Raw genomic sequence first — 22120 nt, 5'->3', positions numbered from 1 at the left:
CGTAAAGCCACCCGGAATCGGGTGCAGTTCACCAACGATGAGTCTGCGATCAAAACCTTGTGGTTGATGATCTGCAACATTGAGGACAAACGGGCCGCCAAGCGCGCTAAGCAGGGCAAACGGGTCGCGGCGACCAGCGGCCGGCTGATCGAGGGCAGGCGGGNGACGAACTGGAAGCAGGCCATCAACCAGATGTCTGTGGCTTACCCTGACCGCTTCGAGCCCTACCTCTAATAATCACGCCCCACACACAAACAACTTGACACGCTCTCGTACAAGTCGTAATGCGCCATTGCGGCGTCCTTTCCGTCAATGAAGGTGGTGTCCGGTACGGGCAGTTGGCACCCGAACGCTATGCCCAAAACGCTGCCGAAAATCGAATGAAGTCTCAAGCTAAATGGGGAGTGCTCCCCATCACCTTAAATAACTCGTCCAGCTTATACCATTACATTTCCGATCGCAGTGCCAGCTAACTGCCAGTTATGTATCGGTTTCGGGTAACTACGCCCTCAACACTACATTCCGCTGCAATGATTTCATCGGAAGCGTTGACCTGTTGTGCAATAGCAAACCGTTTAGATGTGCGTCGAGAGATTGTGGGCCGGTCGTTAGATCAACTGCTGTATAGATGTCGACCTTGAACTGTGGGGAGTAGCCGGAGCTGAAGTCGAAGTTAGCCACGACAGCCACGGTGTGCCCCTGCGTTAAGTCCTCTCAAAACCTGCTTTCGCGGGGTGTTCGCTACCGGCGTACATGCCCCTGAGCTGCAAGAACATTGCTTTTCGACGATTGCTCGCTCCCAACCATGAATATCCCGCGCGCCGGGCGGGTTATGGTGGGTGACACATTAGGACAAATATCTTTGGAGTTAAGGGGTTGCCACATGTTTGAACGGTTTACTGACCGGGCACGCCGAGTCATCGTCCTCGCGCAGGAAGAAGCGCGGATGCTCAACCACAATTACATCGGTACTGAGCACATCTTGCTCGGCTTGATCCATGAAGGCGAGGGCGTTGCAGCCAAGGCCCTCGAATCCATGGGAATTAATTTAGAAGACGTGCGCCGTGAGGTCGAAGAGATTATCGGCCACGGCACACAGCCACACACGGGGCACATCCCCTTTACTCCGCGCGCGAAGAAGGTTCTTGAACTCTCGCTGCGTGAGGGGCTGCAGATGGGGCACAAGTACATCGGTACTGAGTTCCTGCTGCTCGGCCTCATCCGTGAGGGCGAAGGCGTTGCTGCTCAGGTGCTGACCAAGCTGGGCGCCGACCTGCCGCGCGTGCGCCAGCAGGTTATCCAGCTACTGTCCGGCTACGAAGGTGGCCAGGGCCAGAACCCTGAGGCCCCTGAGCAGGGCAAGGGTGGCGCAGGTGCCGGCCCCGTCGGCGCAGGCGCGGGCCCAGGCACTGGTGCTCCGGGCGCAGGTGGGCGCACCGGCGAGCGTTCTAACTCGCTGGTGCTGGACCAGTTTGGTCGCAACCTCACCCAGGCTGCCAAGGAAGGCAAGCTCGACCCAGTGGTGGGCCGCGAGAAGGAAATCGAGCGCATCATGCAGGTGCTGTCTCGCCGTACCAAGAACAACCCGGTGCTCATCGGTGAACCCGGCGTCGGTAAGACCGCCGTCGTCGAGGGCTTGGCCTTGGACATCGTTAACGGAAACGTTCCAGAGACCCTGAAGGACAAGCAGGTGTACTCGCTTGACCTGGGTTCCCTGGTTGCGGGTTCGCGTTACCGCGGTGACTTCGAGGAGCGCCTGAAGAAGGTGCTCAAGGAGATTAACCAGCGCGGCGACATCATCCTGTTTATCGACGAGATCCACACCCTCGTGGGTGCTGGTGCTGCCGAGGGCGCGATCGACGCTGCTAGCTTGCTGAAGCCAAAGCTGGCCCGCGGCGAGCTGCAGACCATCGGTGCGACCACCCTGGATGAGTACCGCAAGCACATCGAGAAGGATGCGGCGCTGGAGCGTCGTTTCCAGCCGGTGCAGGTCGACGAGCCTTCCGTGGAAGATACCGTGCTGATCCTCAAGGGGCTGCGCGATAAGTATGAGGCACACCACCGCGTGTCTTACACCGACGATGCGCTGACCGCAGCCGCGAACCTGTCGGACCGCTACATCAATGACCGCTTCCTGCCGGATAAGGCAGTGGACCTGCTCGATGAGGCCGGTGCGCGGATGCGCATCAAGCGCATGACCGCTCCTGAGGGCCTGCGCGAGGTCGACGATCGCATCGCCGATGTGCGCCGCGAGAAGGAAGCCGCCATCGACGCCCAGGACTTCGAGAAGGCTGCCGGCCTGCGCGATACTGAGCGCAAGTTGGGCGAGGAGCGCGCGGAGAAGGAAAAGCAGTGGCGCGCAGGCGACCTGGAGGAAATCGCCGAGGTGGGCGAGGACCAGATCGCTGACGTGCTTGCAGCATGGACGGGCATTCCGGTGTTCAAGCTCACCGAGAAGGAATCCTCCCGCCTGCTCAACATGGAAGACGAGCTACACAAGCGCATCATCGGCCAAGACGACGCCGTCAAGGCAGTGTCGCGCGCCATTCGTCGTACCCGCGCTGGCCTGAAGGACCCGAAGCGTCCGTCCGGTTCGTTCATCTTCGCCGGCCCGTCCGGTGTTGGTAAGACCGAGCTATCCAAGGCGCTGGCAGAGTTCCTGTTCGGCGATGAGGACTCGCTGATTCAGATTGACATGGGCGAGTTCCATGACCGCTTCACAGCGTCGCGCCTGTTCGGTGCCCCTCCGGGATACGTCGGCTACGAAGAGGGCGGTCAGCTCACCGAGAAGGTGCGCCGCAAGCCGTTCTCCGTGGTGCTTTTCGACGAGATCGAGAAGGCGCACAAGGAGATTTACAACACGTTGCTCCAGGTGCTCGAAGAAGGTCACCTCACCGACGGCCAGGGGCGTGTGGTGGACTTCAAGAACACCGTGCTCATCTTCACCTCGAACCTGGGTACCTCCGACATCTCCAAGGCTGTGGGCTTGGGCTTCAGCGGTTCCAACGAGACCGATTCGGACGCGCAGTATGAGCGCATGAAGAATAAGGTGCACGACGAGCTGAAGAAACACTTCCGCCCTGAGTTCTTGAACCGTATCGACGAGATCGTGGTCTTCCACCAGCTCACCCAGGAGCAGATCGTCGAAATGGTCGAGCTTCTCATCGCACGCGTGGCGAAGGCGCTGGCGGAGCAGGATATGGGCGTCGAGCTCACCGACAAGGCCAAGAACCTTCTGGCTCAGCGTGGTTTCGACCCAGTGTTGGGTGCACGCCCGCTGCGTCGCACCATCCAGCGTGAGATTGAAGACGTGATGAGTGAGAAGATCCTCTTCGGCGAGATCGGCGCCGGCGAGATCATCACCGTCGACGTGGAGAACTGGGACGGCGACTCCAAGAACACCGAGGAGGCGAAGTTCACCTTCACCCCACGCCCGAAGCCACTTCCGGAAGACACCTTCACGGAGGAAGAGGCCGAGGAGGTCCGCGAGGTCGAGGATCCTGTCGAGCCGGAGTCGGAGCAGGTCAGCCCAGACGTTCCGGAGGCAGAGCCTGCCCCGCGTGACGACGAGGGCGATGGCCCAGCAGCGGCTGGCCCCGCGGGCGCCGGTCAGCCTCTCTAAGAGGTAGGCCCCGCAAGAATCTACCCGCTCAGGTGCACAACCTGGGCGGGTATTTTCATGCGCGCAGCAAGGGAATGTGATGTAAGTTACCGGAAAGACGAGGGGCTGGAAATGTCACTATCGCAGTGCTAGGGTGAACATTACGTTAACCAACAGGGTTGTTACTCCGATCAATACGTGAGGCAAGACCTGGGAACACGGCAAACTGCTGTGCGCCCAGGTCTTTTTGCGTTCCGGAGCAACCCTTAGCTGCGAAAGGAGTGACGATGTCTACAAACACAAAGAACACGCTGACCGGCCAGGCCGCCGACATTTTGGCGGGCATCGGCGGAGCAGACAACATCGCCTCATTTACCCACTGCGCGACCAGGTTGCGCTTCGACCTACATGACCAGTCGCTCGTCGATAAGCAACGCCTCGAGGACAACCCCAAGGTGATGGGTGCCGTGCCTCAGGGCGCCAGCAACTACCAGGTGATCGTCGGCGGCGACGTGGCAACCGTGTACAACGAGATGCAGCGGCTGCCGGAGATGAGAAATCGCGACGCGGCGAAGTCGAACGACGATATCAAAGCCGAGGCACGTTCGAAGACACGTGGCAAGAATTCATGGTCCGATAATTTCTTCGAGTACCTCTCGGATTCTTTCCGCCCGCTGCTCGGCGTGCTGCTTGGTGCCTCCCTGATCATTGCGTTTACGGCTGTGATGGAAGCTTTCGGTGTCGTCGATACGCGTGCCGACGACAAGGCCGCCGGCTGGGTCTTCATCGACGCGATGTGGCGGTCCGTCTTCTACTTCCTGCCGGTGTTCGTGGCCTATAACGCAGGCAAGAAGCTCAATATTAATGCGTGGGTGCCGGCCACGGTGATTTTCGCGCTGATGACGCCCGAATTCATTGGTCTGCAGAACCACCCGGACGCCGTCGCCACCGTGAACGAGGCGCTGGGCACCGAGGTGTACTCGATCAACGTGTTCGGCCTGCCGCTGCTGCTCAACGACTATGGCGGCAACGTGTTCGTCCCGCTGATCATGGCGCCGGTGGCAGCCCTGGTGTACAAGGGCCTGCAGAAAGTAATCCCCTCGGCGGTGCACATGGTCTTCGTGTCGTTTCTGACGCTGGTCGTTGTGATTCCGCTGACGGCGTTCCTGATCGGCCCGTTCGGTATTTGGCTGGGCAATATCATCGGCGTGGGCTTGGCGTGGCTTAACGGCAATGCGCCGTTCGTCTTCGCCATCCTGATCCCGATGCTGTACCCATTCCTCGTGCCGATGGGCCTGCACTGGCCGCTCAACGCCCTGATGCTGGTCAACATCAACACCCTGGGTTATGACTTCATCCAGGGCCCCATGGGCGTGTGGAACTTCGCCTGCTTCGGCGCGACCGCCGGCGTGCTCATCCTCGCCATGCGCGACCGCGACCCCGCCATGCGCCAGACAGCCGGCGGCGCGCTTGCCGCCGGCCTCTTCGGCGGCATCTCTGAGCCTTCGCTCTACGGTATTCACCTACGTTTCAAGCGGATTTACCCGCGTATGCTGATCGGCTGCTTCCTCGGCGGCCTGACCATCGCGATCCTGTCCGCCGGCTCCGGTGGCGTGACCACCAACGCGTTCGTGTTCACCTCGCTTCTGACCACCGTGGTCTTCAGCCCGATCGTGCCGTACCTCATCGCGATCGCCGTGGCATTTTTCACCGCGATGATCCTGATCGTCGTCACCGACTACCGCACACCCGAAGAAAAGGGGGAAGCACTCGCGCGCGCCGAGGCAGGTTCGGACTCGGTGTCGCTTGACGACGAGGCCCCTGCCGAACCTGCAGAGCCAGTGGCGCCAGCTGCGCCCGAACAAACTACTGCGACTACTACCGCCACCACGACGATCGCCGCGCCGGTCGCCGGCGAATTCGTCGCCATGGCAGACCTGGACGATGCGGCGTTCTCCTCCGGTGCCCTGGGCGAGGCCATCGGCATCAAGCCGGCAGAGTCCACGATCACCGCTCCTGTATCCGGCAAGGTGATTTCGGTGGCGAAGACGAAGCATGCCTACGGCATCAAAACCGACGACGGTGTGGAGATTCTGGTCCACATTGGCATCGATACCGTGAAGATGAAGGGCGAAGGTTTCAGTCCCGCGGTGGAAAAGAAACAGTACGTTACTGCCGGGGATACACTGGCGGACGTTGACTTCGACGCTGTCGCCGCAGCCGGTTTCGATACCACGGTGATTATGACTGTGGTCAACTCGAAGAGTCTCGGCTCGGTGAAGGCCACGGGTTCCGGCACGGTTGCTGCTGGTGATCCTGTATTGATCGTCGATAAGTAGGAAGAGCTGCAAGGACAACCGGATGCACATACTTCGCGTGTTTAATAACAACGTCGTGCTGGCGAAAGACACCGAGGAAGTTATTCTCACCGGGCGCGGCCTGGGCTTCGGCGCCCACGTTGGCGACGAGGTCGATCAGGCCCGCGTCCAGAAAGTATTTGTGCCTGCCGACGGCCGCGACCCGGATCACCTCGGTGAGATGCTCGCCATGATCCCGGGCGAGGCCATCGCCACCATCAATGAGGCACTCGTCTCGATCGACGCCCCCGCCGCGTTCCGCGAAAAGGTCACCCTCATCACCGCCCTGGCCGATCACCTGCACGGCGCGATCGAACGCCAGCAGTTCGAGCACGATTTCACCTACCCCCTAGAGGCGGAGGTGCGCCACCTCTATCCGCGGGAGCTCGCCTTGGCCCAGCGACTCTTGGAGTACGTCAACCGGGATCTGGAGCAGCCTCTGGCGGATTCTGAGGCCATTGCTTTCGCGTTGCATTTCGTCAACGCCGGTTTTGCCAGCGGTGATTTGTCTTACACCTACAAGATGACGGGTGTGATCCAGCAGATCCTCAGCGTCATTGGCGCTTTTTATGGCATTGAGCTGGAACAATCGTCGATAGCCGCCGCGCGTTTCATCACCCATATGCGTTACCTGTTCACCAGGCTGGCCAGCGGAGAGCAGCTGACGGCCTTGGCGGATCCCTTGACTGTTCAGATTTTGGAGACCTACCCTGAGGCCGTGCAGTGCGCGCAGCAGGTGGCCGCCATCGTCGAGTTGCGTTTCGACGCGGATCTAAACGACGAAGAGATCGCCTATCTCACCCTCCACATTGAGCGCCTGGGCGCTCAGCGAAAGGACAATTAAGACAATGAGTACCCGCACCATCATCCACGGAGTTGGGGTGTCCGCCGGCACCGCTTTCGGCCCGGCCGTGTTCATCACCCCGCCGGCAGGCGTCGACACCAACGAGCCCGCTTGCACCAACCCGGAGGAAGATACCGCCCGCATCAAGGAGGTCTTCCAGAAGGTCGCCGATGGCCTGAACGCGCGTGCCGACGAAGCCCCCGAAACCTCCAAGGCTATTTTGCAGGCCACGGCTGGCCTTGCCACCGACCGCGGCTTGCTGCGCACCGTGACCAAGGAGCTGAAAAAGGGCTCCGGTGTCACCCGCGCGGTCCATGATGCGGTGGAAAACTTCGCGACAAAGCTGCGCAAACTCGGCGGCTACATGGCGGAGCGGGTCACCGACCTCTACGACGTGCGCGACCGCGCCATCGCTCGCCTCCGCGGGCTTGAGGAGCCGGGCGTGCCGACGATGACAGAGCCAAGCGTGATCGTGGCCGTGGACCTGGCACCTGCGGAAACCGCCACCCTCGACCCGGAGTTGGTGCGCGGCATCATCACCTCGGAGGGCGGGCCGACCTCGCACACCGCAATCCTGGCCGCGCAGCTGGGGATCCCGGCAGTGGTGAAGGCCACCGGCATCGCCGACAACCTCGTCCCCGGCGGCGTGGTCGCACTCGACGGCGGGGTAGGGGAGATCATCGTCAGCCCCACCCAGGACGACACCGATGAGCTGGCTGAGCGTTCCCACCGCCGCGCCACCGCCCTGGCGGGCTCCTCCGGTGAGGGCGCGACCCGCGATGGCCACCCCGTGAAGCTGCTGGCCAATATCGGCACCGCCGAGGACGCGAAGAAGGCTGCCGCTTTCGACCTGGAAGGCTCCGGGCTCTTCCGCACCGAATTTCTCTTCCTCTCGCGCGAAACCGCCCCCACCGTGGAGGAGCAAACCGCCACATATACCGAAGTGCTTCGCGCTTTCGGTGGCCGGCGCGTCGTCGTACGTACCCTCGATGCCGGCGCCGACAAGCCGTTGAGCTTCGCCAACTTGGGCGAGGAGGAAAACCCTGCTTTGGGCCGCCGCGGCCTGCGGCTCAGCCAGGCGCGTGAGGATCTTCTCGACGAGCAACTGGAAGCTTTGGCCGCCGCCTACAAGGAAACGGGTGCGGACCTGTGGGTGATGGCCCCCATGGTGTCCACCGTGGAAGAGACCCGGTGGTTCGTCGACAAGGCGCGCGCAGCCGGCCTGCCGAAAGCGGGCGTGATGGTGGAAACCCCGGCCGCTGCGATCCGTTCAAAGTATGTGCTCTCGGAGGCGGACTTCGCGTCGATCGGCACGAACGACCTCTCGCAGTACACCATGGCCGCCGACCGCATGGAGGGCGCGCTGTCGGATCTGCTGGATCCGTGGCAGCCCGCCGTGCTGAACATGATCAAGGCCACCTGCGAGGGCGGCAACGCGACCGGCAAGCACATCGGCGTGTGCGGTGAGGCCGGCGGCGACCCGCTGCTGGCGTTGGTGCTGGTGGGCCTGGGTGTGTCGTCACTGTCGATGGCGCCAAGCAAGGTCAACGCCGTGCGCGCGGCCCTGCGCCTGCACGACCGTTCGACCTGCCAGCAGATGGCGGCCTACGCCGTTGATTCGTGGACGGCGGAAGAAGCCAAGGCCGCGGTGCTGCGCATCGCCGATCCGGTCCTGCGCGACCTTATGTAACCGGAACTGCTGGTTAGAAGGTGCCGCAGTGGTTCGGCGCGGGCACGCCGTTGAAGCGGTCCTTCAACCAGTTGGCCGCAGGAAGCGCCTGGGTGAATATGCCGCCGGCGTGGTTCAGTCCGATCTTTACCCCTGGTGTCAGCTCGGCAACGCCCTCGTCGATATGCGTGACCATGGCTCCCTGGGCGCAGTAGTCGCGTGCCATCTGCGTGGTTTGTGGGCTGGGCACGACGTCATCGTTGCCGCCGGTGGCCACCAAGATCGGCGCGCTTAGTGGTTTCTGGCCTAGTTTCTGGGACTCCATGAGTTCGACCACGCGCGGGTCACGCAAAGCCACCTGCGCGAAAGACTCGCCGGTGGTGGTCAGCGTTGACGTGTCGGTCATGGCCCACTGCACGGCCGCATCGAAAATACAGGCATCCTTCGTGCTTGCGAGCATCTGCTTACCGCGCTCGTTGGTGATGTCGTCGAAAGCCTCGGTGAAAAATGGGTAGCGCGCGCCCCACCCGTGGTAGGCGAAGCCCAGCACCGCCACGATCGAGGAGCGGTCCACCCCGTCCATCACATCGATCAAACCGGCAGGTGCGGCACCGGAATACGTGCCCACCAGGTTCACCTCAGGGGCGTAGGTGGAGTGCAGCTCTGCCGCGGCCGCCACGGCCCCGCCGCCCTGGGAGTAGCCGTAAAAACCGACCGGCTGGTCCGCCGGCGTGGTGGCGCGCGCCGCGTCCAGTACCGCGTGGCCTTCCTCCGTGTGCAGTACGTAGCTGTGCGCGCCGGGGGTGCCCAGGCCGATATAGTCGGTGACCACCACGCGCATGCCCAGCAGGCTGGCGGCCTGGTAGAAGGGGATTTCGTAGTTGATGCCCAGGGCTTGGTTGGCAGGGTCCACCTGGCCGTACAGGCCCGGGCCCTTCGACGGTGCGCACGCGTCGCCGGACCCGCGCGTGCCGGGTGCGAACACCACCGTTGGGGTGGGGCCTTCCCCACGCCAGGGGTTGGCCGGTTCGATGGTGAATCCGGACACGGCTACGGGGTCGCCGTGGATCGTCGTCGACGAGTACAGAATCTTCTGCGCATAGCCCGGGAAGTCCGGGCCCAGGATATTGAGCAGTTGCGGCGCCGGCTGGGTGCGGATCAGCGTGCCGGGCGCCGGAATCTCCTCCGGCGGCAGGTAGAAAGGGTCCTGCCAGGTCAGCGCGCTATCGGGCTGACTGGATTGTTGCGCCTGGGCGGGTACGGCTATTCCGGCCAGTAGCGCGGCGGCGGTAGCGACAGCCACGCACTTCTTTGCTTGACGACGAATTCTTCTCATGCGACGAATCTTATCCCACGGGCCCAAGGCGAGCAGCAGTTCTGGGTATACTTCCAAGCCATGGGCTTGTACTACCGCGATAAGAAAAAGATCGGCAAGAATTCCTGGATCAACGTGTCCAAATCCGGGCTTTCCACCTCCACGAAGGTGGGGCCGGTGACCTTGAACTCGCGCGGCGGGTTCTATGTCAACCTGCCCGGCGGCCTCAATTTCCGTGGCCGCTGGAAGTAGCTAAGCGCGCGGCAGGTGGAACAGGCCTGACGCGTCCTGTTCGGCGAGGCCATCGTCGAGAAGCGAAAAGAGTGCCCGGTCACGCTGGGCGCCGTCGGGCCAGACGATGTCGATCTCCTCGCGTGGCACCGGAGCCTCCGCCTCGCGCAGCACCTTCATGATCAGTCCGCGGACCTGCCGGTCTGTGCCCGCAAATTTCTGCACCTTTTTCTTGCGCAGCTCCTCTTCGGTGGGGGCGGGTTTGCCTGCTTGGAACCAGTTGCAGTGCGCCTGAACGGGGCACTGTTCGCACCGCGGGGAAGTGGCGGTGCAGATCAGCGCGCCCAGCTCCATGAGGCCGGCGGAAAAGATGGGGCCCTTATCGTCGGGAAGCAAAGCCTCAACCTCCGCTAACTCGCGCTTCGAAGCCGGCGGAGCGATCGGCCGCCCATCCACCATGCGCGCGTACATGCGACGCACATTCGTATCCACCACCGGCACATTGCGCTGATACGCGAAACACGCCACCGCGCGCGCCGTATAATCGCCGATCCCCGGCAGCGCCAGCAACTCGTCGACATCCGACGGCACCTCACCGCCATGCTTATCGACGATCACCTGCGCGCACTCCAGCAGGCGCAGCGCGCGGCGCGGATAGCCCAAAGTGCCCCAAGCGCGCAACACTTCTGCGGGCTCTGCCTGCGCAAACGTGGCCGGGTCGGGCCAGCGCTGCAACCATTTATGCCAGACCGGGGCCACGCGCGCCACCGGGGTCTGCTGGCTCATCACCTCTGAAAGCAGGATCGCCCAGGGAGTCGTCGCCGGCTCGCGCCAGGGCAGGGGGCGGGCATTAGCCTCGAACCAATCGATAACCGTGTTACGGGGAAAATTCGCGGCGTTCGTGCTCATTCCTCACAGCCTAGGTGACATAATAGGCCTATGCCTCACAACAAAACACCACAGCAAATCTGGGACCTGCTCAAGGAAGGCAATAAGCGTTTCGCAGGGCAATCCCCCGAGCATCCGCACTCTTATGCTGAGCGTCGTGAAGAGCTGCAAAGCGGGCAGGACCCGATCGCAGCCGTGCTGGCGTGTTCCGATTCCCGCGCGCCCGTCGAACTGATCTTTGACACCGGCTTCGGCGACCTCTTCGTCGTACGCACCGCGGGCGAATGCACCGACGCGGCCGTGCTGGGCTCGCTGGAATTCGCGGTGAAAAACCTCAATATCGGGTTGATCGTGGTGCTCGGCCACGAATCCTGCGGCGCGGTGGGGGCTGCGATCGCCGCGACGAAAACCGGCGAGGTTCCGGTTGACTCCCAGCGCGTGTTCATCGAAAAGATCGTGCCCAGCGTGCTGGAATCCAAGATTGACGGCGATATCGAAGCCGAGAACGTCGAGGCAGCCCATGCCGCGATCACCGCTGACCAGCTGATCACGCGCATCCCGTCGATCCACAAGGCGCTGCACGCCGGCGAACTCGGTGTCGTGGCCGCGCGCTACCGCCTGTCCGACGGCCGCATCGAAGAAGTAGTCAAACACGGCGTGGTCTAGGGCGCGGGTGGAGGGTTGAGACACGCCGCGGCGTGAATCCCGCAGGTAAGGCCCGTCGAGTTTTAGAGTTGATGGTGTGACACAACAACCGCATCGACTCCCAGAGAAGTACTACGTCCGCCGCCGCGTCGCCGCCGTGGTGATCATCCTTGTCGTCGTTGCGCTCATTGTGTGGGCACTGACCGCCTGGGGCCGCTCCGCCGGCAACGACGAGCAACCCAACGAAACCGTCAGCTCCGCCCCGCCGACCCCGGCCACACCGACCGTCGAACTTGACGACGAGACGACCGCCGAAACAGAGACTGAGCCCGAAACGGAAACTGAGACTGAATCCGAATCTGAGGCTTCGTCCGAGCCGGAGCGGAGCAGCGAAAACCTCGCCGACAAAACCTCCTGCGAGATCGATGACCTGCGCGTTGTGGCCTCCACCAGCAAACCAACCTACGGCGCCAACGAACAACCCCAAATGTTCATGGAAGTAACCAACCCCACGGGCGCCGACTGCGAACTCACACTCGAAGACGACACCCTGCGCTTCGAGGTTTACGACATGGGATCCAACCGCCGCATCTGGTCCGACACCGACTGCTATCCCTCCGTGATCACCGGGGACGTCACCTTTGAGCCGGGCCAGACCCGCAACTACCAGGCAGTGTGGTCCCGCACCGGCTCCGCGCCGGGCCAGTGCACCGACCGCCAGCCTGTGCCTGCCGGCGCCTATGTTTTGTACGGCGTAATCGGCGACAATAACTCCGACGCCACGCCTTTCAACCTGAACTAGCGTGGGCTAGCTGAGGCGCTGCAATCCTTCGTGGACGTGGCGCGCCCACAGCGAAGACACGTTGTCTGCTTCAGCGATCTCCTCAACGCTTGCCTCCAACAGGCCGTTCAAGTCACCGAAAGCCTCAATCAAGTGGTCCATGAGGAATTCCTGCACCCGGGGCACCCGTGCCAGCGCCCGGTAGCCGCGCGGCACAATCTCACGCACCAGCGTTTCCTCCGTGCCCGGCAGGTTGAGCGCCCGGGCGATCGGGGCCGGGGTGAGAAGCTGCGAATCCGGCAGCCGGTCCAGCGCCGCGGTAACCTCGGCGACATCCTCCGCGGAAGGAACACCGGGGCAGACCAGATAGTCGCGCACGAGCAGGTTGATCTGGGTGTCGTTGTCGCCGCGCAATTCGGTGAGCTGGAGAGCGAGCTGACGCGCGTCGGTGCCCAGCTCTAGCACATCGCGGTCTAGGTCCTGGCCGGCGCGCTTAAGCAGCAGTTCGCGCTGCATCACGCTGATCACATCGGACACCGTGGCGTAGTTGTTCATCTCTGCGACGAAGAGGCGTTGGTTCGCTAGGTCGAGCCTGGTGCGGTAGCGCTCCATTGTGCCCAACTGTTGGTTGGCGCGAGTCATGATGGCAGCCGGTTCCACCAGCACGTAGCGCTGGCCTTCCACGTACAAGGTGATGGTGTTCATCGACGCGCTCACCGCAATCACGGGCCGGCCGGTCTGTAGCGCGGTGCGTTCCGCCGAGCGGTGCCGCGTCCCTGACTCTCCAGTGGGGTAGGAGGGCGAGGGGACTAGCTGCACGTTCGCCTTAATGATGCGCGTGCAATCCGTCGACAGCACGACGGCACCATCCATCTTGGACAGTTCGCGCAGCAGAGTGGGGGCGAAGGGCACGTCGAAGCTAATGCCGCCGTCGCATACGTCGATGACGGCGGGGTCGTCGCCAAGCACGATGAGCGCCCCGGTGCGGCCACGTTGGATTCTTTCCAGGCCGTCGCGTAGTTCGGTACCGGGGGCCAGCCGGACCAACGTTTCGCGCAGTGTTGCGGGAGGCACCAAGGAGGATTCACTCATGCCACAGAAGTTTAGTTCCTGCCCGGCGCTAGCAGATTCAGGGCTTCGGAAAGCGTGCCCACCTGTGAGACCTTCATACCTGAGACCGACACGTCCTCACCCGCGGGGACGATGGCCCGCTTGTAACCCAAGCGTGCAGCTTCCTGGAGTCGGCGCGCCAGATTCGGCACCCGCCGCAGTTCGCCCGCCAAGCCGACCTCGCCGATGACGACGGTTTTCGGCGGTAGGGGAGTCTCGTGGAGACTCGACCACGTCGCCAGCGCCACCGCAAGATCGGTGGCTGTCTCGGTGATCTTCACCCCGCCCACGGTTGCCACATAGGCGTCCTTGTCATTCGTGCGCTGCCCGCAGCGCGCCTGCAGCACCGCCAGCACCATGGGCACTCGGTTGAAATCCAGGCCCGTCACCACGCGCCGTGGCGACTTATTCACCGGGTCCACCGTCAGCGCCTGCACCTCAGCCAGCATGGGCCGCACCCCATCCATCGCCACCGTCACGGCGGAACCGTCCGGGGTGTGGCCCCGGTGCGACAGGAACAGGCCGCTGGGGTCGGGCACCTCGCGGATCCCGTCGGCCGTCTGCTCGAAACAGCCCACATCATCGGTCGCGCCGAAACGATTCTTGATGCCGCGCAGCATCCGCAGGCTGGATTGCCTATCGCCCTCAAAGTTCAGCACCACATCCACCAGGTGTTCCAGCACGCGGGGCCCGGCCACATTGCCGTCCTTCGTCACGTGCCCCACCAGCATGATCGGAATATTCGTCGTCTTTGCCAGGCTGGTCAACGCCGCCGTCACAGCCCGCGATTGCGCCACACCTCCCGCCACGCCTTCCACACCGGGCGCGATCATGGTTTGCACCGAGTCCACAATGATCAGGCTCGGCTTGAGCTGCTCCACGTGCCCAAAGACCACATCCAGATTCGATTCTGCCGCCAGAAAAAGTGTGTCCTTCATCCCGCCGGTGCGTTCCGCCCGCGAACGGACCTGGCCTGCCGATTCTTCCGCAGTAACGTACAGTGCTTGTCGACGATTAACCCCCGCCCACTTGCTGGCCACCTCTAATAGCAGGGTGGATTTGCCCACGCCTGGCTCGCCCGCCATGAGCACCACGGAGCCGGGGACTACGCCACCGCCAAGCACGCGGTCCAGCTCCCCAATGCCTGAGGGTTGGCGCGCCGTCGCAGAGGCGTCGACCTTCGTGATCGGCTGCGCCGGCGCCGTGGGGGTGAGTGCTTGAATCTGGGCATTGCGCGCCGATACCGCGGCCCGCGAACCCCCAGCGGGTGCCAGGGGAGCTGATTCCTGCAAGGTGCCCCACGAGCCACAGTCCGGGCAACGCCCCAGCCACTTCGGGGAGGAGTAGCCACACTCGGAACAGGTGTGGACGGTTTTCTGTTTCTTCGCCATAGTGGCTCCTAGCATAAGACAAAGCCGCAGCACACCGGGTGGTGTGGCTGCGGCGAAAGCGACGGAGGAATCGTCGATAAGCGAGCTAGTTGTTCGCGTCCAGCTCTGCCTGGTCCTCGTTGGACACGTTGGTCTCAGGGCCGCGTGGGACCTGGCCTGCAGGCAGGGAAGGTGCGGACACGGCAGCGTTGAGGGTCAGTGGGCCGGTATCGAAGTTGAACACGACCTCCTGGGTGCCGCCGTAGGCGAAGTCCTGGTTCTCCACGCCGGTCTCGACGTACTGCACGCAGCCGTCCTCGCTCTGCGGGATCGAATCCAGGAAGTCTGCGGAACCTGCAACGACGGTGCAGTTGTACTTCAGGGGATCGATGCTGTCATGGTCGACCTCTTCGCCGGCCACGGTGATGGACTCAAGGGTGTGCTCAGCGTGGGTGACGTCCTGGTTGCTGGCGGTGAACTTCAGCGAAGCATCGCCGTTTTCCTCCAGCACAATGGTGACATCCTGGACCGCGAGCTCGTCGTTCTCCGTGTACATGGTGGCGCCGTCGACCGGTGCAACCTGGCTTGAGGTCTGAGTAATCTGACCAGCCGAGCACGAAGCAAGGAGCAGGGCGGACAGGGCAGCGGCGGAAACGGCTGCTCCGCGACGCAGTGCCGACTTCTGGGACTTCACTGTGGGGGTCCTCCATCGTTGTAAGTTCACCGGGTGGCGTGAGGTGCACGCGACAGTGAACAGGGCGTGTAACAACAGTTGAGCTTAGTATTAATGCCTGCTAGATACACACTTTGGACGGAACTTAAGGGAACTGCTGCTCAACGCCGTGAACCCTTTGGGGTCAACCGGGGGTAAACTTTTCATATTTTCCCTACCCCCGCGGCCGGATCGGTGTTCGTTTTCACATGGTGATAGAATGGGGGCGATCATCTGTGGCCGTGAACGGCCCGCAAGACGTGCGCGTGAAGGAGCAGCAATGGAATTCAAAGTCGGAGAAGTGGTCGTTTACCCACATCACGGAGCCGCCCGCATCGCCGACATCGAAGAACGGGAAATGGGCGGAGAGAAGCTCGAATTCCTCGTTCTGAAGATCCTGCAGTCTGACCTAGAAGTGCGCGTGCCCATCAAGAACACCGAAATGGTCGGTGTGCGTGACGTCGTCGGCAAGGAAGGCCTGGAAAAGGTCTTCTCCGTGCTGCGTGAAACCGACGTGGAAGAGGCCGGAAACTGGTCGCGGCGCTACAAGGCCAACCAGGAACGCCTCGCGTCCGGCGACATCAACAAGGTCGCCGAAGTGGTGCGCGACCTGTGGCGGCGCGACCAGGACCGCGGACTCTCCGCCGGTGAGAAGCGCATGCTGGGCAAGGCCCGTCAGATCTTGGTCGGCGAGCTCGCCCTGGCGCAGCCTGTCGACGAGAAGAAGGCTGACGAACTGGAGAAGGAAATCCAGGAGATGATGCAGCGTCACGCCAAGGCCGACAAGCCTGCCGGCGAGTTCGACGATGAGGACGATATCGATATCGACGACCTCAGCTTCGACGACGAAGACGCAGACGAGAACGGCACGTCCTAAACCGGCGGTCGACTACTGTGTCCCGCAAAGTCATCGCCATCATCGCCGCCGCCGGGCGCGGAACCCGCTTGGGTGCAGATATCCCCAAAGCATTCGTCCGCCTGCGCGGCCGCTCGCTGGTCGAGCGTTCCGTCACGGCGATGGAAACCGCCGAGATCGTCGACGAGATCATCGTGCTGGTCAGCCCCGACATGGAAAACCACGCCCGGCAGGCTTTTGCTGGGCACCCGCAGGTCCGTTTCATCCACGGCGGCGGCGAACGCGCCGACAGCATTTGGGCGGGGCTGCAAGCAATTGACGACGACAACGCTGTCGTCCTGATCCACGACGCCGCGCGCGCACTCACCCCACCAGGCATGATCGCCCGCGTCGCCCGCACCGTCTTGGCCGGCGCCCCCGCCGTTGTGCCCGTCGTCCCCGTCGCTGACACCATCAAAGAGGTTGCGGGGGATCTCGTCGTCGGCACGCCCGATCGCGCACGCCTCCGCGCCGTGCAAACGCCCCAAGGCTTCGACCTTGCGCAGTTGCGCCGCGCCAATGAACAGTACTTTTCGACGACCGACCCTGGCTTCGTCGCCACCGATGACGCGAGCCTGATGGAATGGTTCGGCGTGGACGTGACCTGCGTCAACGGCGATCCGATGGCGTTTAAGATCACCACGCCCATCGACCTGACACTGGCCACCACCATCACCGACGAGGCCGAACCCACCGTGTTCGAGGTACCCGCTGACTAAAGGAGTCATCTGATGACCGAATCCGACAACCCGCTCAACAACCTGCGCGTGGGCACCGCCTTTGATGCCCACCAGATCCAAGCCGGTAAAGAGTGCTGGATCGCCGGGGTCCTGTTCGCGGACGACGACGGTTGTGAAGGCCACTCCGACGGCGACGTTGTTTCCCACGCGGTGGTCGATGCTGTCTTGTCCGCCTGCGGACTGGGTGATCTGGGCAGTTTCGTCGGGGTGGGTAGGCCGGAGTACGACGGCGTGACCGGCGTGCAGCTGCTTACTGAGCTGCGCGAGCTCCTGGACAAGCACGGCCACCGGGTGCTCAACGTCAGCGCGCAGCTGATCGGGCAGACCCCGAAGTTCGGGCCGCGCCGCGAGGAGGCGCAGCAGGTCCTGTCGGAGGCGCTCGGCGCGCCGGTCAGCGTGGCCGCGACCACGACCGATCACATGGGCTTTACCGGCAGCGGGGAAGGGCGGGCGGCGATCGCCACGGCATTAGTGGACGTCCAGGAAATATAGCGAGCGGAACCTGTCCGCTACAGTAAAAACATGGAAATTTTGATTCGTCGCACCCCCGACGATGTCGCCCAGACTGCCGCCGACATCATCGCAGCAAACCTCCGTCCCGGCGCCGTGCTGGGACTAGCCACCGGCTCCACCCCGCTGAAAACGTACCAGGAACTGATCCGCCGCTGCGAAGCCGGCGAGATCTCCTTCAAGGGGACCAAGGCCTTCTGCCTGGACGAATATATCGGCGTGCCGCCGGAGCATGAGCAGAGCTACCACTACGTGATCCGCAACGAGTTCACCAACCACATCGACATCAATGATTCCGACGTGCACTCGCCTAACGGCATGAGCGATAAGCCGTGGATCGCGGCGCAGGAGTATGAAGATGCGATCGTGATGTCGGGTGGTATCAATTGTCAGCTGCTGGGGATTGGCACCAACGGGCACATCGGCTTCAATGAGCCTGCGACCTCCCTGCGCTCGTCGACAAGGGTGGAGGTGCTGCACGCCCAAACCGTGAAAGACAACGCCCGCTTCTTCGACACCATCGACGATGTTCCGAAGCACGCCATCACCCAAGGCCTGGGCACGATTCTGCGCTCCAACCAGGCACTGCTGATCGCCACCGGGCAGGGTAAAGCGCGCGCCGTGGCACGCCTCGTCGAAGGGCCCGTATCTGCGTCGTGCCCCGCCAGCGTGCTCCAGCTGCACACCAACGCCACGGTCGTCGTCGACGAGGACGCCGCCATGATGCTGAAGGACAGCCAGTACTACCGCCGCGTCGAAGAAATGCGGCCCAGTTGGCGCGGAATCGACGGGCAACCGAAGTACTAATAGGTGTGGTCTAAACTAGGCCGTGTGACTCAACGCATCTTCGACACCGCAACACGTACACTGCGTGACTTCCAGCCCGTGCGGGAAGGACACGTCTCCATCTACCTGTGCGGCGCCACCCCGCAAGCACAGCCCCACATCGGGCATGTGCGCAGCGGAGTGGCTTTCGACATCGTCCGCCGCTGGTTTTCCGCCCAAGGCTACGATGTGGCGTTCGTGCGCAACGTCACCGACATCGACGACAAAATCCTCAACAAAGCCGCCGACGCCGGCCGGCCCTGGTGGGAATGGGTCAGCCACTACGAGCGCGAATTCACCTGGGCCTACAACACGCTTGGTGTGTTGCCGCCCAGCGTCGAACCGCGTGCGACCGGGCACGTCACCCAAATGGTCGACTACATGCAGCGCCTCATCGACAACGGCTACGCCTATGCCGCCGACGGTTCCGTGTACTTCGACGTGCAAGCCTGGGTGGATGCCGGCGGTGACTACGGCTCGCTTTCCGGCAACCGGGTCGATGAGCTCGGCCAGGACGCCCAGGGCGAAACCGATAACCGCGGCAAGCGCCACGCGCTCGACTTCGCCCTGTGGAAGGCTGCGAAACCTGGCGAACCGCACTGGCCGACACCCTGGGGCAACGGCCGGCCCGGTTGGCACCTCGAGTGCTCCGCCATGTCCACCTGGTACCTCGGCGGCCAGTTCGACATCCACGGCGGCGGCCTCGACCTGCAGTTCCCGCACCACGAAAACGAACAGGCCCAATCCCACGCAGTCGGCGACAAGTTCGCCAACTACTGGATGCACAACCACTGGGTGACCATGAGCGGCGAAAAAATGTCGAAATCCCTCGGCAACGTACTCTCGGTACCCAAGATGCTCGACATGGTCCGCCCCGTCGAACTGCGCTACTACCTGGGCAGCGCCCACTACCGCAGCGTCCTCGAGTACTCCCCCGAGGCACTCCACGAAGCGGCCGCCGGCTACCGCAGGATCGAAGCCTTCGTCGGCAAGCTACCCGATGCCCAACCCACCCACTGGACCGACGCTTTCGCCGAGGCGCTTAACGACGATTTCGGCGTCCCACGCGCACTGGCCGAAATCCACAACGCGGTCCGCGAAGGAAACAGCGCACTCGCGCGTGGCGACGACAAGACCGCCACAGAACTCGCCGGCCAAGTCCGCGCCATGACAGCAGTCCTCGGAGTGGACCCAGGACAATGGCAGGACCAATCGTCGACAAGCGACGACGCCCACCACGCGCTCGACGTACTCGTGCGCGCCGAACTCACCCGCCGGGCAGAAGCTCGCGCCAACAAAGACTGGGACACCGCCGACGCCGTACGCGACCGGCTCACCGAAGCCGGCATCGACGTCACCGACACCGCCGACGGCCCCACCTGGACACTGAAGGACTAAACAATGGCAAAACCTTATCGACGCCCCGACGTACGCCAAACAAGCAAGAAAGGCGCCACCAAAGGCACCGGCGGAAAAAACCGGCGCGGCCTGCGCGGCAAAGGCCCCACGCCCAAAGCCGAAGACCGCGTCTACCACGCAAAACACAAAGCTAAGGTGCAGCGCGACCGCAGCAACTCCGGCAGGCATGAGCGCGAACAGCCGGATTTGGTGGTGGGCCGCAACCCGGTTATCGAATGCCTGCACGCTGACGTGCCGGCGGAAGCGCTGATTGTTGCCCAGGGCGCAGGTGCCGACGATCGCCTGGCCGAAGCCGTGCAGATCGCCCATGAGCGGAATATCCCCACCCGTGAGATCGCGCGCCACGAACTAGACCGCCTGGTGGGCAACACCCTGCACCAAGGCATCGGGCTGCAAATCGCGCCCTATAAATACGCCAACGCCTTCGACCTGCTGTCCAGCGTGCGCGACCGCGGCGAAAAAGGCATGTTCGTGCTGCTGGACAACATCACCGACCCGCGCAACCTGGGGGCCGTGATCCGATCCACCGCGGCCTTCGGCGGCCACGGGGTGATCATCCCGGAGCGGCGCAGCGCCCAAGTCACGGGCGTGGCGTGGCGGACCTCGGCGGGCACGGCGGCGCGGCTGCCGGTGGCGCGCGAGACGAACATGACGCGCACCGTGCAGCAGTTCCAGAAGAACGGCTACCAGGTGGTCGGGCTCGATGCCGGTGGGGAGCACACGCTGGACACGTACGACGGCGGCCGCGACAATGTCCTCATCGTGGTGGGCTCCGAAGGCAAGGGCATTTCGCGGCTGGTGCGGGAAAACTGCGACACGATCATGTCCATTCCGACGACGGACTGGGTCGAATCCCTCAACGCCTCCGTAGCCGCCGGTGTGGTGCTGAGCGAATTCGCCCGCCAGAGGCGTAACCCCACAGCCTAACCCGCGCCGGGCCGGCTCATGAGGTGCTGACCGTGGAAACCCCAAAATCTGTGGATAACTCAGAGTTATCCACAGATTTTTTCTGCCCGAAAACGCGGCCGCGAATAATGTTTTAGCGTCAGGGTCATGAACGAAAAAGAAGCCCTGAAAGCCTTCGCCACAGGTTGGCGCTCGCCGCTGGACGTGCTCAGTGATGCCGCCGGCATGAGCGTGATCGACCTGTGCCACGAAGGCCTCGACGCCACCATGGCGAAAACCATTGCGCGCCTTGCCGACGTGTACTGCACCGACACCAACGCGAGCCGCAAACAGGCCGCCGTGTGCGCTATCTTGACGGCGATGGAGCACACGTTTAACACGATGAATGAGATCGAAAGCTTCGTGCGCAAGCTCCGCGACAAGAATCGGAAGTGGGAGCTACGCCAGGAGTTGGCGTCGTGCGCGCCCGTGCTGCGTACCCTACGGAAGCGGGCACGCGAGCTGGTCGCTGAGTACAACGGCGATACGGCCCAGAACCCGGAGATGAAGCTGAGTAGTAAAGCGGTGCCGGATTCGTCGTTAAGCGATATGAAGCTGCGCGGGCCGGCGCACCTGGTGAAGGCGGCGATGGACAAGGCGACATCGTTCGCGCGCGAGCACGGCATTGAGCCGGCGGAGGCGCTGCTGCGGCTGGCGACCTCCGGCGATGGGACAGGCCCGGAGCTGGCGCCGGCGATCATCGTGCCGCTCAACGGGGAGGCGCTGAGCTGGGAGGGCGCCGGTCCCGATAAGGTGCGCCTGGCGCTGACGAATGGCACTGTGATGACCGGGGCCGATTTCGTCTCCGCGAAGCTTGCCGACGCAGGTTTTGCTTTGCTTGTCGACGAAATCACCGGCGAAGATCTGGAACTGTACCGCCTGCGCGACCCCAACAATGAGCAGCTGGGCCCGCGCCGATTCGCCACCTTGAAAGAGCGGCTGCGCCAACGCCTGAAAACGCCGGTGTGCGCCTGGCCGGGCTGCGGCAAGCCGGCCGACGAATGCCAGATGCACCACATCACGGCGTACAAGGATGGCGGGGAATCCGAGATGGACAACTACACCATGCTGTGCGATTTCGATAATGGGCGTAACGACGACGACCGCGACCGACCCCGCTATGGCCACATTGAGAAGATCGGTGGTTTGGATTATTGGGTGCCGGCCTACGGGGGAGAGCCGGAGCTGAACATGCACCCGGCGGCGCGGGGCGGGGCGATCAGAGCTGTGCGAGAAGCCGCTGGATTACCGGTTCACCTGTGA

Annotated in this window: 19 protein-coding genes and 1 pseudogene; 15 read left to right on the top strand and 5 right to left on the bottom strand. The window is 63.1% G+C overall.

The window, feature by feature from the left end; genetic code table 11:
- The 5 genes and pseudogenes from B097_RS13030 to ptsP all read left to right on the top strand — a co-directional run.
- Window positions 1-234, top strand: a pseudogene (locus B097_RS13030) (IS256 family transposase); the annotation flags it as partial.
- Window positions 235-883: 649 nt separating this feature from the next.
- On the top strand, window positions 884-3622 hold the full coding sequence (locus B097_RS0112180) for an ATP-dependent Clp protease ATP-binding subunit (protein ID WP_018582802.1): 2739 nt from the start codon (window positions 884-886) through the stop codon (window positions 3620-3622).
- 266 nt (window positions 3623-3888) lie between these two features.
- Window positions 3889-5940, top strand: coding sequence for a glucose PTS transporter subunit IIA (locus B097_RS0112175; RefSeq protein ID WP_018582801.1), 2052 nt, complete (start codon window positions 3889-3891; stop codon window positions 5938-5940).
- Between the two features lie 22 nt (window positions 5941-5962).
- Window positions 5963-6802: a PRD domain-containing protein gene (locus B097_RS0112170; RefSeq protein WP_018582800.1), complete on the top strand. Its 840-nt coding sequence runs from the start codon at window positions 5963-5965 to the stop codon at window positions 6800-6802.
- A gap of 4 nt (window positions 6803-6806) precedes the next feature.
- Entirely contained in the window at window positions 6807-8492 is a 1686-nt protein-coding gene (gene ptsP / locus B097_RS0112165; RefSeq protein WP_018582799.1) for a phosphoenolpyruvate--protein phosphotransferase, read from the top strand.
- Window positions 8493-8505: 13 nt separating this feature from the next.
- Here ptsP and B097_RS0112160 read toward each other — a convergent pair whose 3' ends face one another.
- Window positions 8506-9807 carry a lipase family protein gene (locus B097_RS0112160; RefSeq protein WP_026254511.1) on the bottom strand — a complete coding sequence of 434 codons (1302 nt, stop codon included), beginning with the start codon at window positions 9805-9807 and terminating at the stop codon, window positions 8506-8508.
- Window positions 9808-9867: 60 nt separating this feature from the next.
- Here B097_RS0112160 and B097_RS13400 point away from each other — a divergent pair, with 60 nt between their 5' ends.
- A complete protein-coding gene (locus B097_RS13400; protein WP_018582797.1) occupies window positions 9868-10038 on the top strand; it encodes a DUF4236 domain-containing protein in 171 nt (56 codons plus the stop codon).
- Here B097_RS13400 and B097_RS0112150 read toward each other — a convergent pair whose 3' ends face one another.
- Window positions 10039-10926 (bottom strand): HhH-GPD family protein, encoded by an 888-nt coding sequence (locus B097_RS0112150; RefSeq protein ID WP_018582796.1) that lies wholly within the window; start codon window positions 10924-10926, stop codon window positions 10039-10041. It lies immediately after the preceding gene.
- 30 nt (window positions 10927-10956) lie between these two features.
- Here B097_RS0112150 and B097_RS0112145 point away from each other — a divergent pair, with 30 nt between their 5' ends.
- Together B097_RS0112145 and B097_RS0112140 are read left to right on the top strand one after the other, a co-directional pair.
- Entirely contained in the window at window positions 10957-11571 is a 615-nt protein-coding gene (locus tag B097_RS0112145) for a carbonic anhydrase (RefSeq protein WP_018582795.1), read from the top strand.
- 76 nt (window positions 11572-11647) lie between these two features.
- Window positions 11648-12352, top strand: a complete 705-nt coding sequence (locus tag B097_RS0112140) for a hypothetical protein (protein ID WP_018582794.1) — start codon at window positions 11648-11650, stop codon at window positions 12350-12352.
- 6 nt (window positions 12353-12358) lie between these two features.
- Here B097_RS0112140 and disA read toward each other — a convergent pair whose 3' ends face one another.
- The 3 genes from disA to B097_RS0112125 form a co-directional block, all read right to left on the bottom strand.
- Window positions 12359-13423 (bottom strand): DNA integrity scanning diadenylate cyclase DisA, encoded by a 1065-nt coding sequence (gene disA / locus B097_RS0112135; RefSeq protein WP_018582793.1) that lies wholly within the window; start codon window positions 13421-13423, stop codon window positions 12359-12361.
- An 11-nt stretch (window positions 13424-13434) separates the two neighbouring features.
- Entirely contained in the window at window positions 13435-14832 is a 1398-nt protein-coding gene (radA, locus tag B097_RS0112130; RefSeq protein ID WP_018582792.1) for a DNA repair protein RadA, read from the bottom strand.
- An 85-nt stretch (window positions 14833-14917) separates the two neighbouring features.
- Window positions 14918-15505: a hypothetical protein gene (locus B097_RS0112125; RefSeq protein WP_018582791.1), complete on the bottom strand. Its 588-nt coding sequence runs from the start codon at window positions 15503-15505 to the stop codon at window positions 14918-14920.
- 298 nt (window positions 15506-15803) lie between these two features.
- Here B097_RS0112125 and B097_RS0112120 point away from each other — a divergent pair, with 298 nt between their 5' ends.
- The 7 genes from B097_RS0112120 to B097_RS0112090 all read left to right on the top strand — a co-directional run bounded on the left by B097_RS0112120 (window position 15804) and on the right by B097_RS0112090 (window position 22120).
- Window positions 15804-16400 carry a CarD family transcriptional regulator gene (locus B097_RS0112120; RefSeq protein WP_018582790.1) on the top strand — a complete coding sequence of 199 codons (597 nt, stop codon included), beginning with the start codon at window positions 15804-15806 and terminating at the stop codon, window positions 16398-16400.
- A gap of 17 nt (window positions 16401-16417) precedes the next feature.
- Entirely contained in the window at window positions 16418-17137 is a 720-nt protein-coding gene (gene ispD, locus B097_RS0112115; protein WP_018582789.1) for a 2-C-methyl-D-erythritol 4-phosphate cytidylyltransferase, read from the top strand.
- Between the two features lie 12 nt (window positions 17138-17149).
- Complete coding sequence (gene ispF, locus B097_RS0112110) at window positions 17150-17650, top strand: 2-C-methyl-D-erythritol 2,4-cyclodiphosphate synthase (RefSeq protein ID WP_018582788.1); 501 nt, start codon at window positions 17150-17152, stop codon at window positions 17648-17650.
- Between the two features lie 30 nt (window positions 17651-17680).
- On the top strand, window positions 17681-18475 hold the full coding sequence (gene nagB, locus B097_RS0112105; protein ID WP_018582787.1) for a glucosamine-6-phosphate deaminase: 795 nt from the start codon (window positions 17681-17683) through the stop codon (window positions 18473-18475).
- 24 nt (window positions 18476-18499) lie between these two features.
- Entirely contained in the window at window positions 18500-19891 is a 1392-nt protein-coding gene (gene cysS / locus B097_RS0112100; RefSeq protein ID WP_018582786.1) for a cysteine--tRNA ligase, read from the top strand.
- Between the two features lie 3 nt (window positions 19892-19894).
- On the top strand, window positions 19895-20839 hold the full coding sequence (gene rlmB / locus B097_RS0112095) for a 23S rRNA (guanosine(2251)-2'-O)-methyltransferase RlmB (RefSeq protein WP_018582785.1): 945 nt from the start codon (window positions 19895-19897) through the stop codon (window positions 20837-20839).
- A 126-nt stretch (window positions 20840-20965) separates the two neighbouring features.
- On the top strand, window positions 20966-22120 hold the full coding sequence (locus tag B097_RS0112090; RefSeq protein WP_018582784.1) for an HNH endonuclease signature motif containing protein: 1155 nt from the start codon (window positions 20966-20968) through the stop codon (window positions 22118-22120).

This window comes from Corynebacterium pilosum DSM 20521 = CIP 103422, assembly GCF_000373805.1.
Lineage (GTDB): Bacteria > Actinomycetota > Actinomycetes > Mycobacteriales > Mycobacteriaceae > Corynebacterium > Corynebacterium pilosum.
This window is presented reverse-complemented; position numbering and strand designations above follow the sequence as displayed.

Excerpts from the sequence above, each read along its gene's own strand:
- B097_RS0112180 (WP_018582802.1), top strand. The coding sequence starts at position 884 with ATGTTTGAACGGTTTACTGACCGGGCACGCCGAGTCATCGTCCTCGCG.
- B097_RS0112175 (WP_018582801.1), top strand. The coding sequence starts at position 3,889 with ATGTCTACAAACACAAAGAACACGCTGACCGGCCAGGCCGCCGACATT.
- B097_RS0112170 (WP_018582800.1), top strand. The coding sequence starts at position 5,963 with ATGCACATACTTCGCGTGTTTAATAACAACGTCGTGCTGGCGAAAGAC.
- ptsP (WP_018582799.1), top strand. The coding sequence starts at position 6,807 with ATGAGTACCCGCACCATCATCCACGGAGTTGGGGTGTCCGCCGGCACC.
- B097_RS0112160 (WP_026254511.1), bottom strand. The coding sequence starts at position 9,807 with ATGAGAAGAATTCGTCGTCAAGCAAAGAAGTGCGTGGCTGTCGCTACC.
- B097_RS13400 (WP_018582797.1), top strand. The coding sequence starts at position 9,868 with ATGGGCTTGTACTACCGCGATAAGAAAAAGATCGGCAAGAATTCCTGG.
- B097_RS0112150 (WP_018582796.1), bottom strand. The coding sequence starts at position 10,926 with ATGAGCACGAACGCCGCGAATTTTCCCCGTAACACGGTTATCGATTGG.
- B097_RS0112145 (WP_018582795.1), top strand. The coding sequence starts at position 10,957 with ATGCCTCACAACAAAACACCACAGCAAATCTGGGACCTGCTCAAGGAA.
- disA (WP_018582793.1), bottom strand. The coding sequence starts at position 13,423 with ATGAGTGAATCCTCCTTGGTGCCTCCCGCAACACTGCGCGAAACGTTG.
- radA (WP_018582792.1), bottom strand. The coding sequence starts at position 14,832 with ATGGCGAAGAAACAGAAAACCGTCCACACCTGTTCCGAGTGTGGCTAC.
- B097_RS0112120 (WP_018582790.1), top strand. The coding sequence starts at position 15,804 with ATGGAATTCAAAGTCGGAGAAGTGGTCGTTTACCCACATCACGGAGCC.
- ispF (WP_018582788.1), top strand. The coding sequence starts at position 17,150 with ATGACCGAATCCGACAACCCGCTCAACAACCTGCGCGTGGGCACCGCC.
- nagB (WP_018582787.1), top strand. The coding sequence starts at position 17,681 with ATGGAAATTTTGATTCGTCGCACCCCCGACGATGTCGCCCAGACTGCC.
- rlmB (WP_018582785.1), top strand. The coding sequence starts at position 19,895 with ATGGCAAAACCTTATCGACGCCCCGACGTACGCCAAACAAGCAAGAAA.
- B097_RS0112090 (WP_018582784.1), top strand. The coding sequence starts at position 20,966 with ATGAACGAAAAAGAAGCCCTGAAAGCCTTCGCCACAGGTTGGCGCTCG.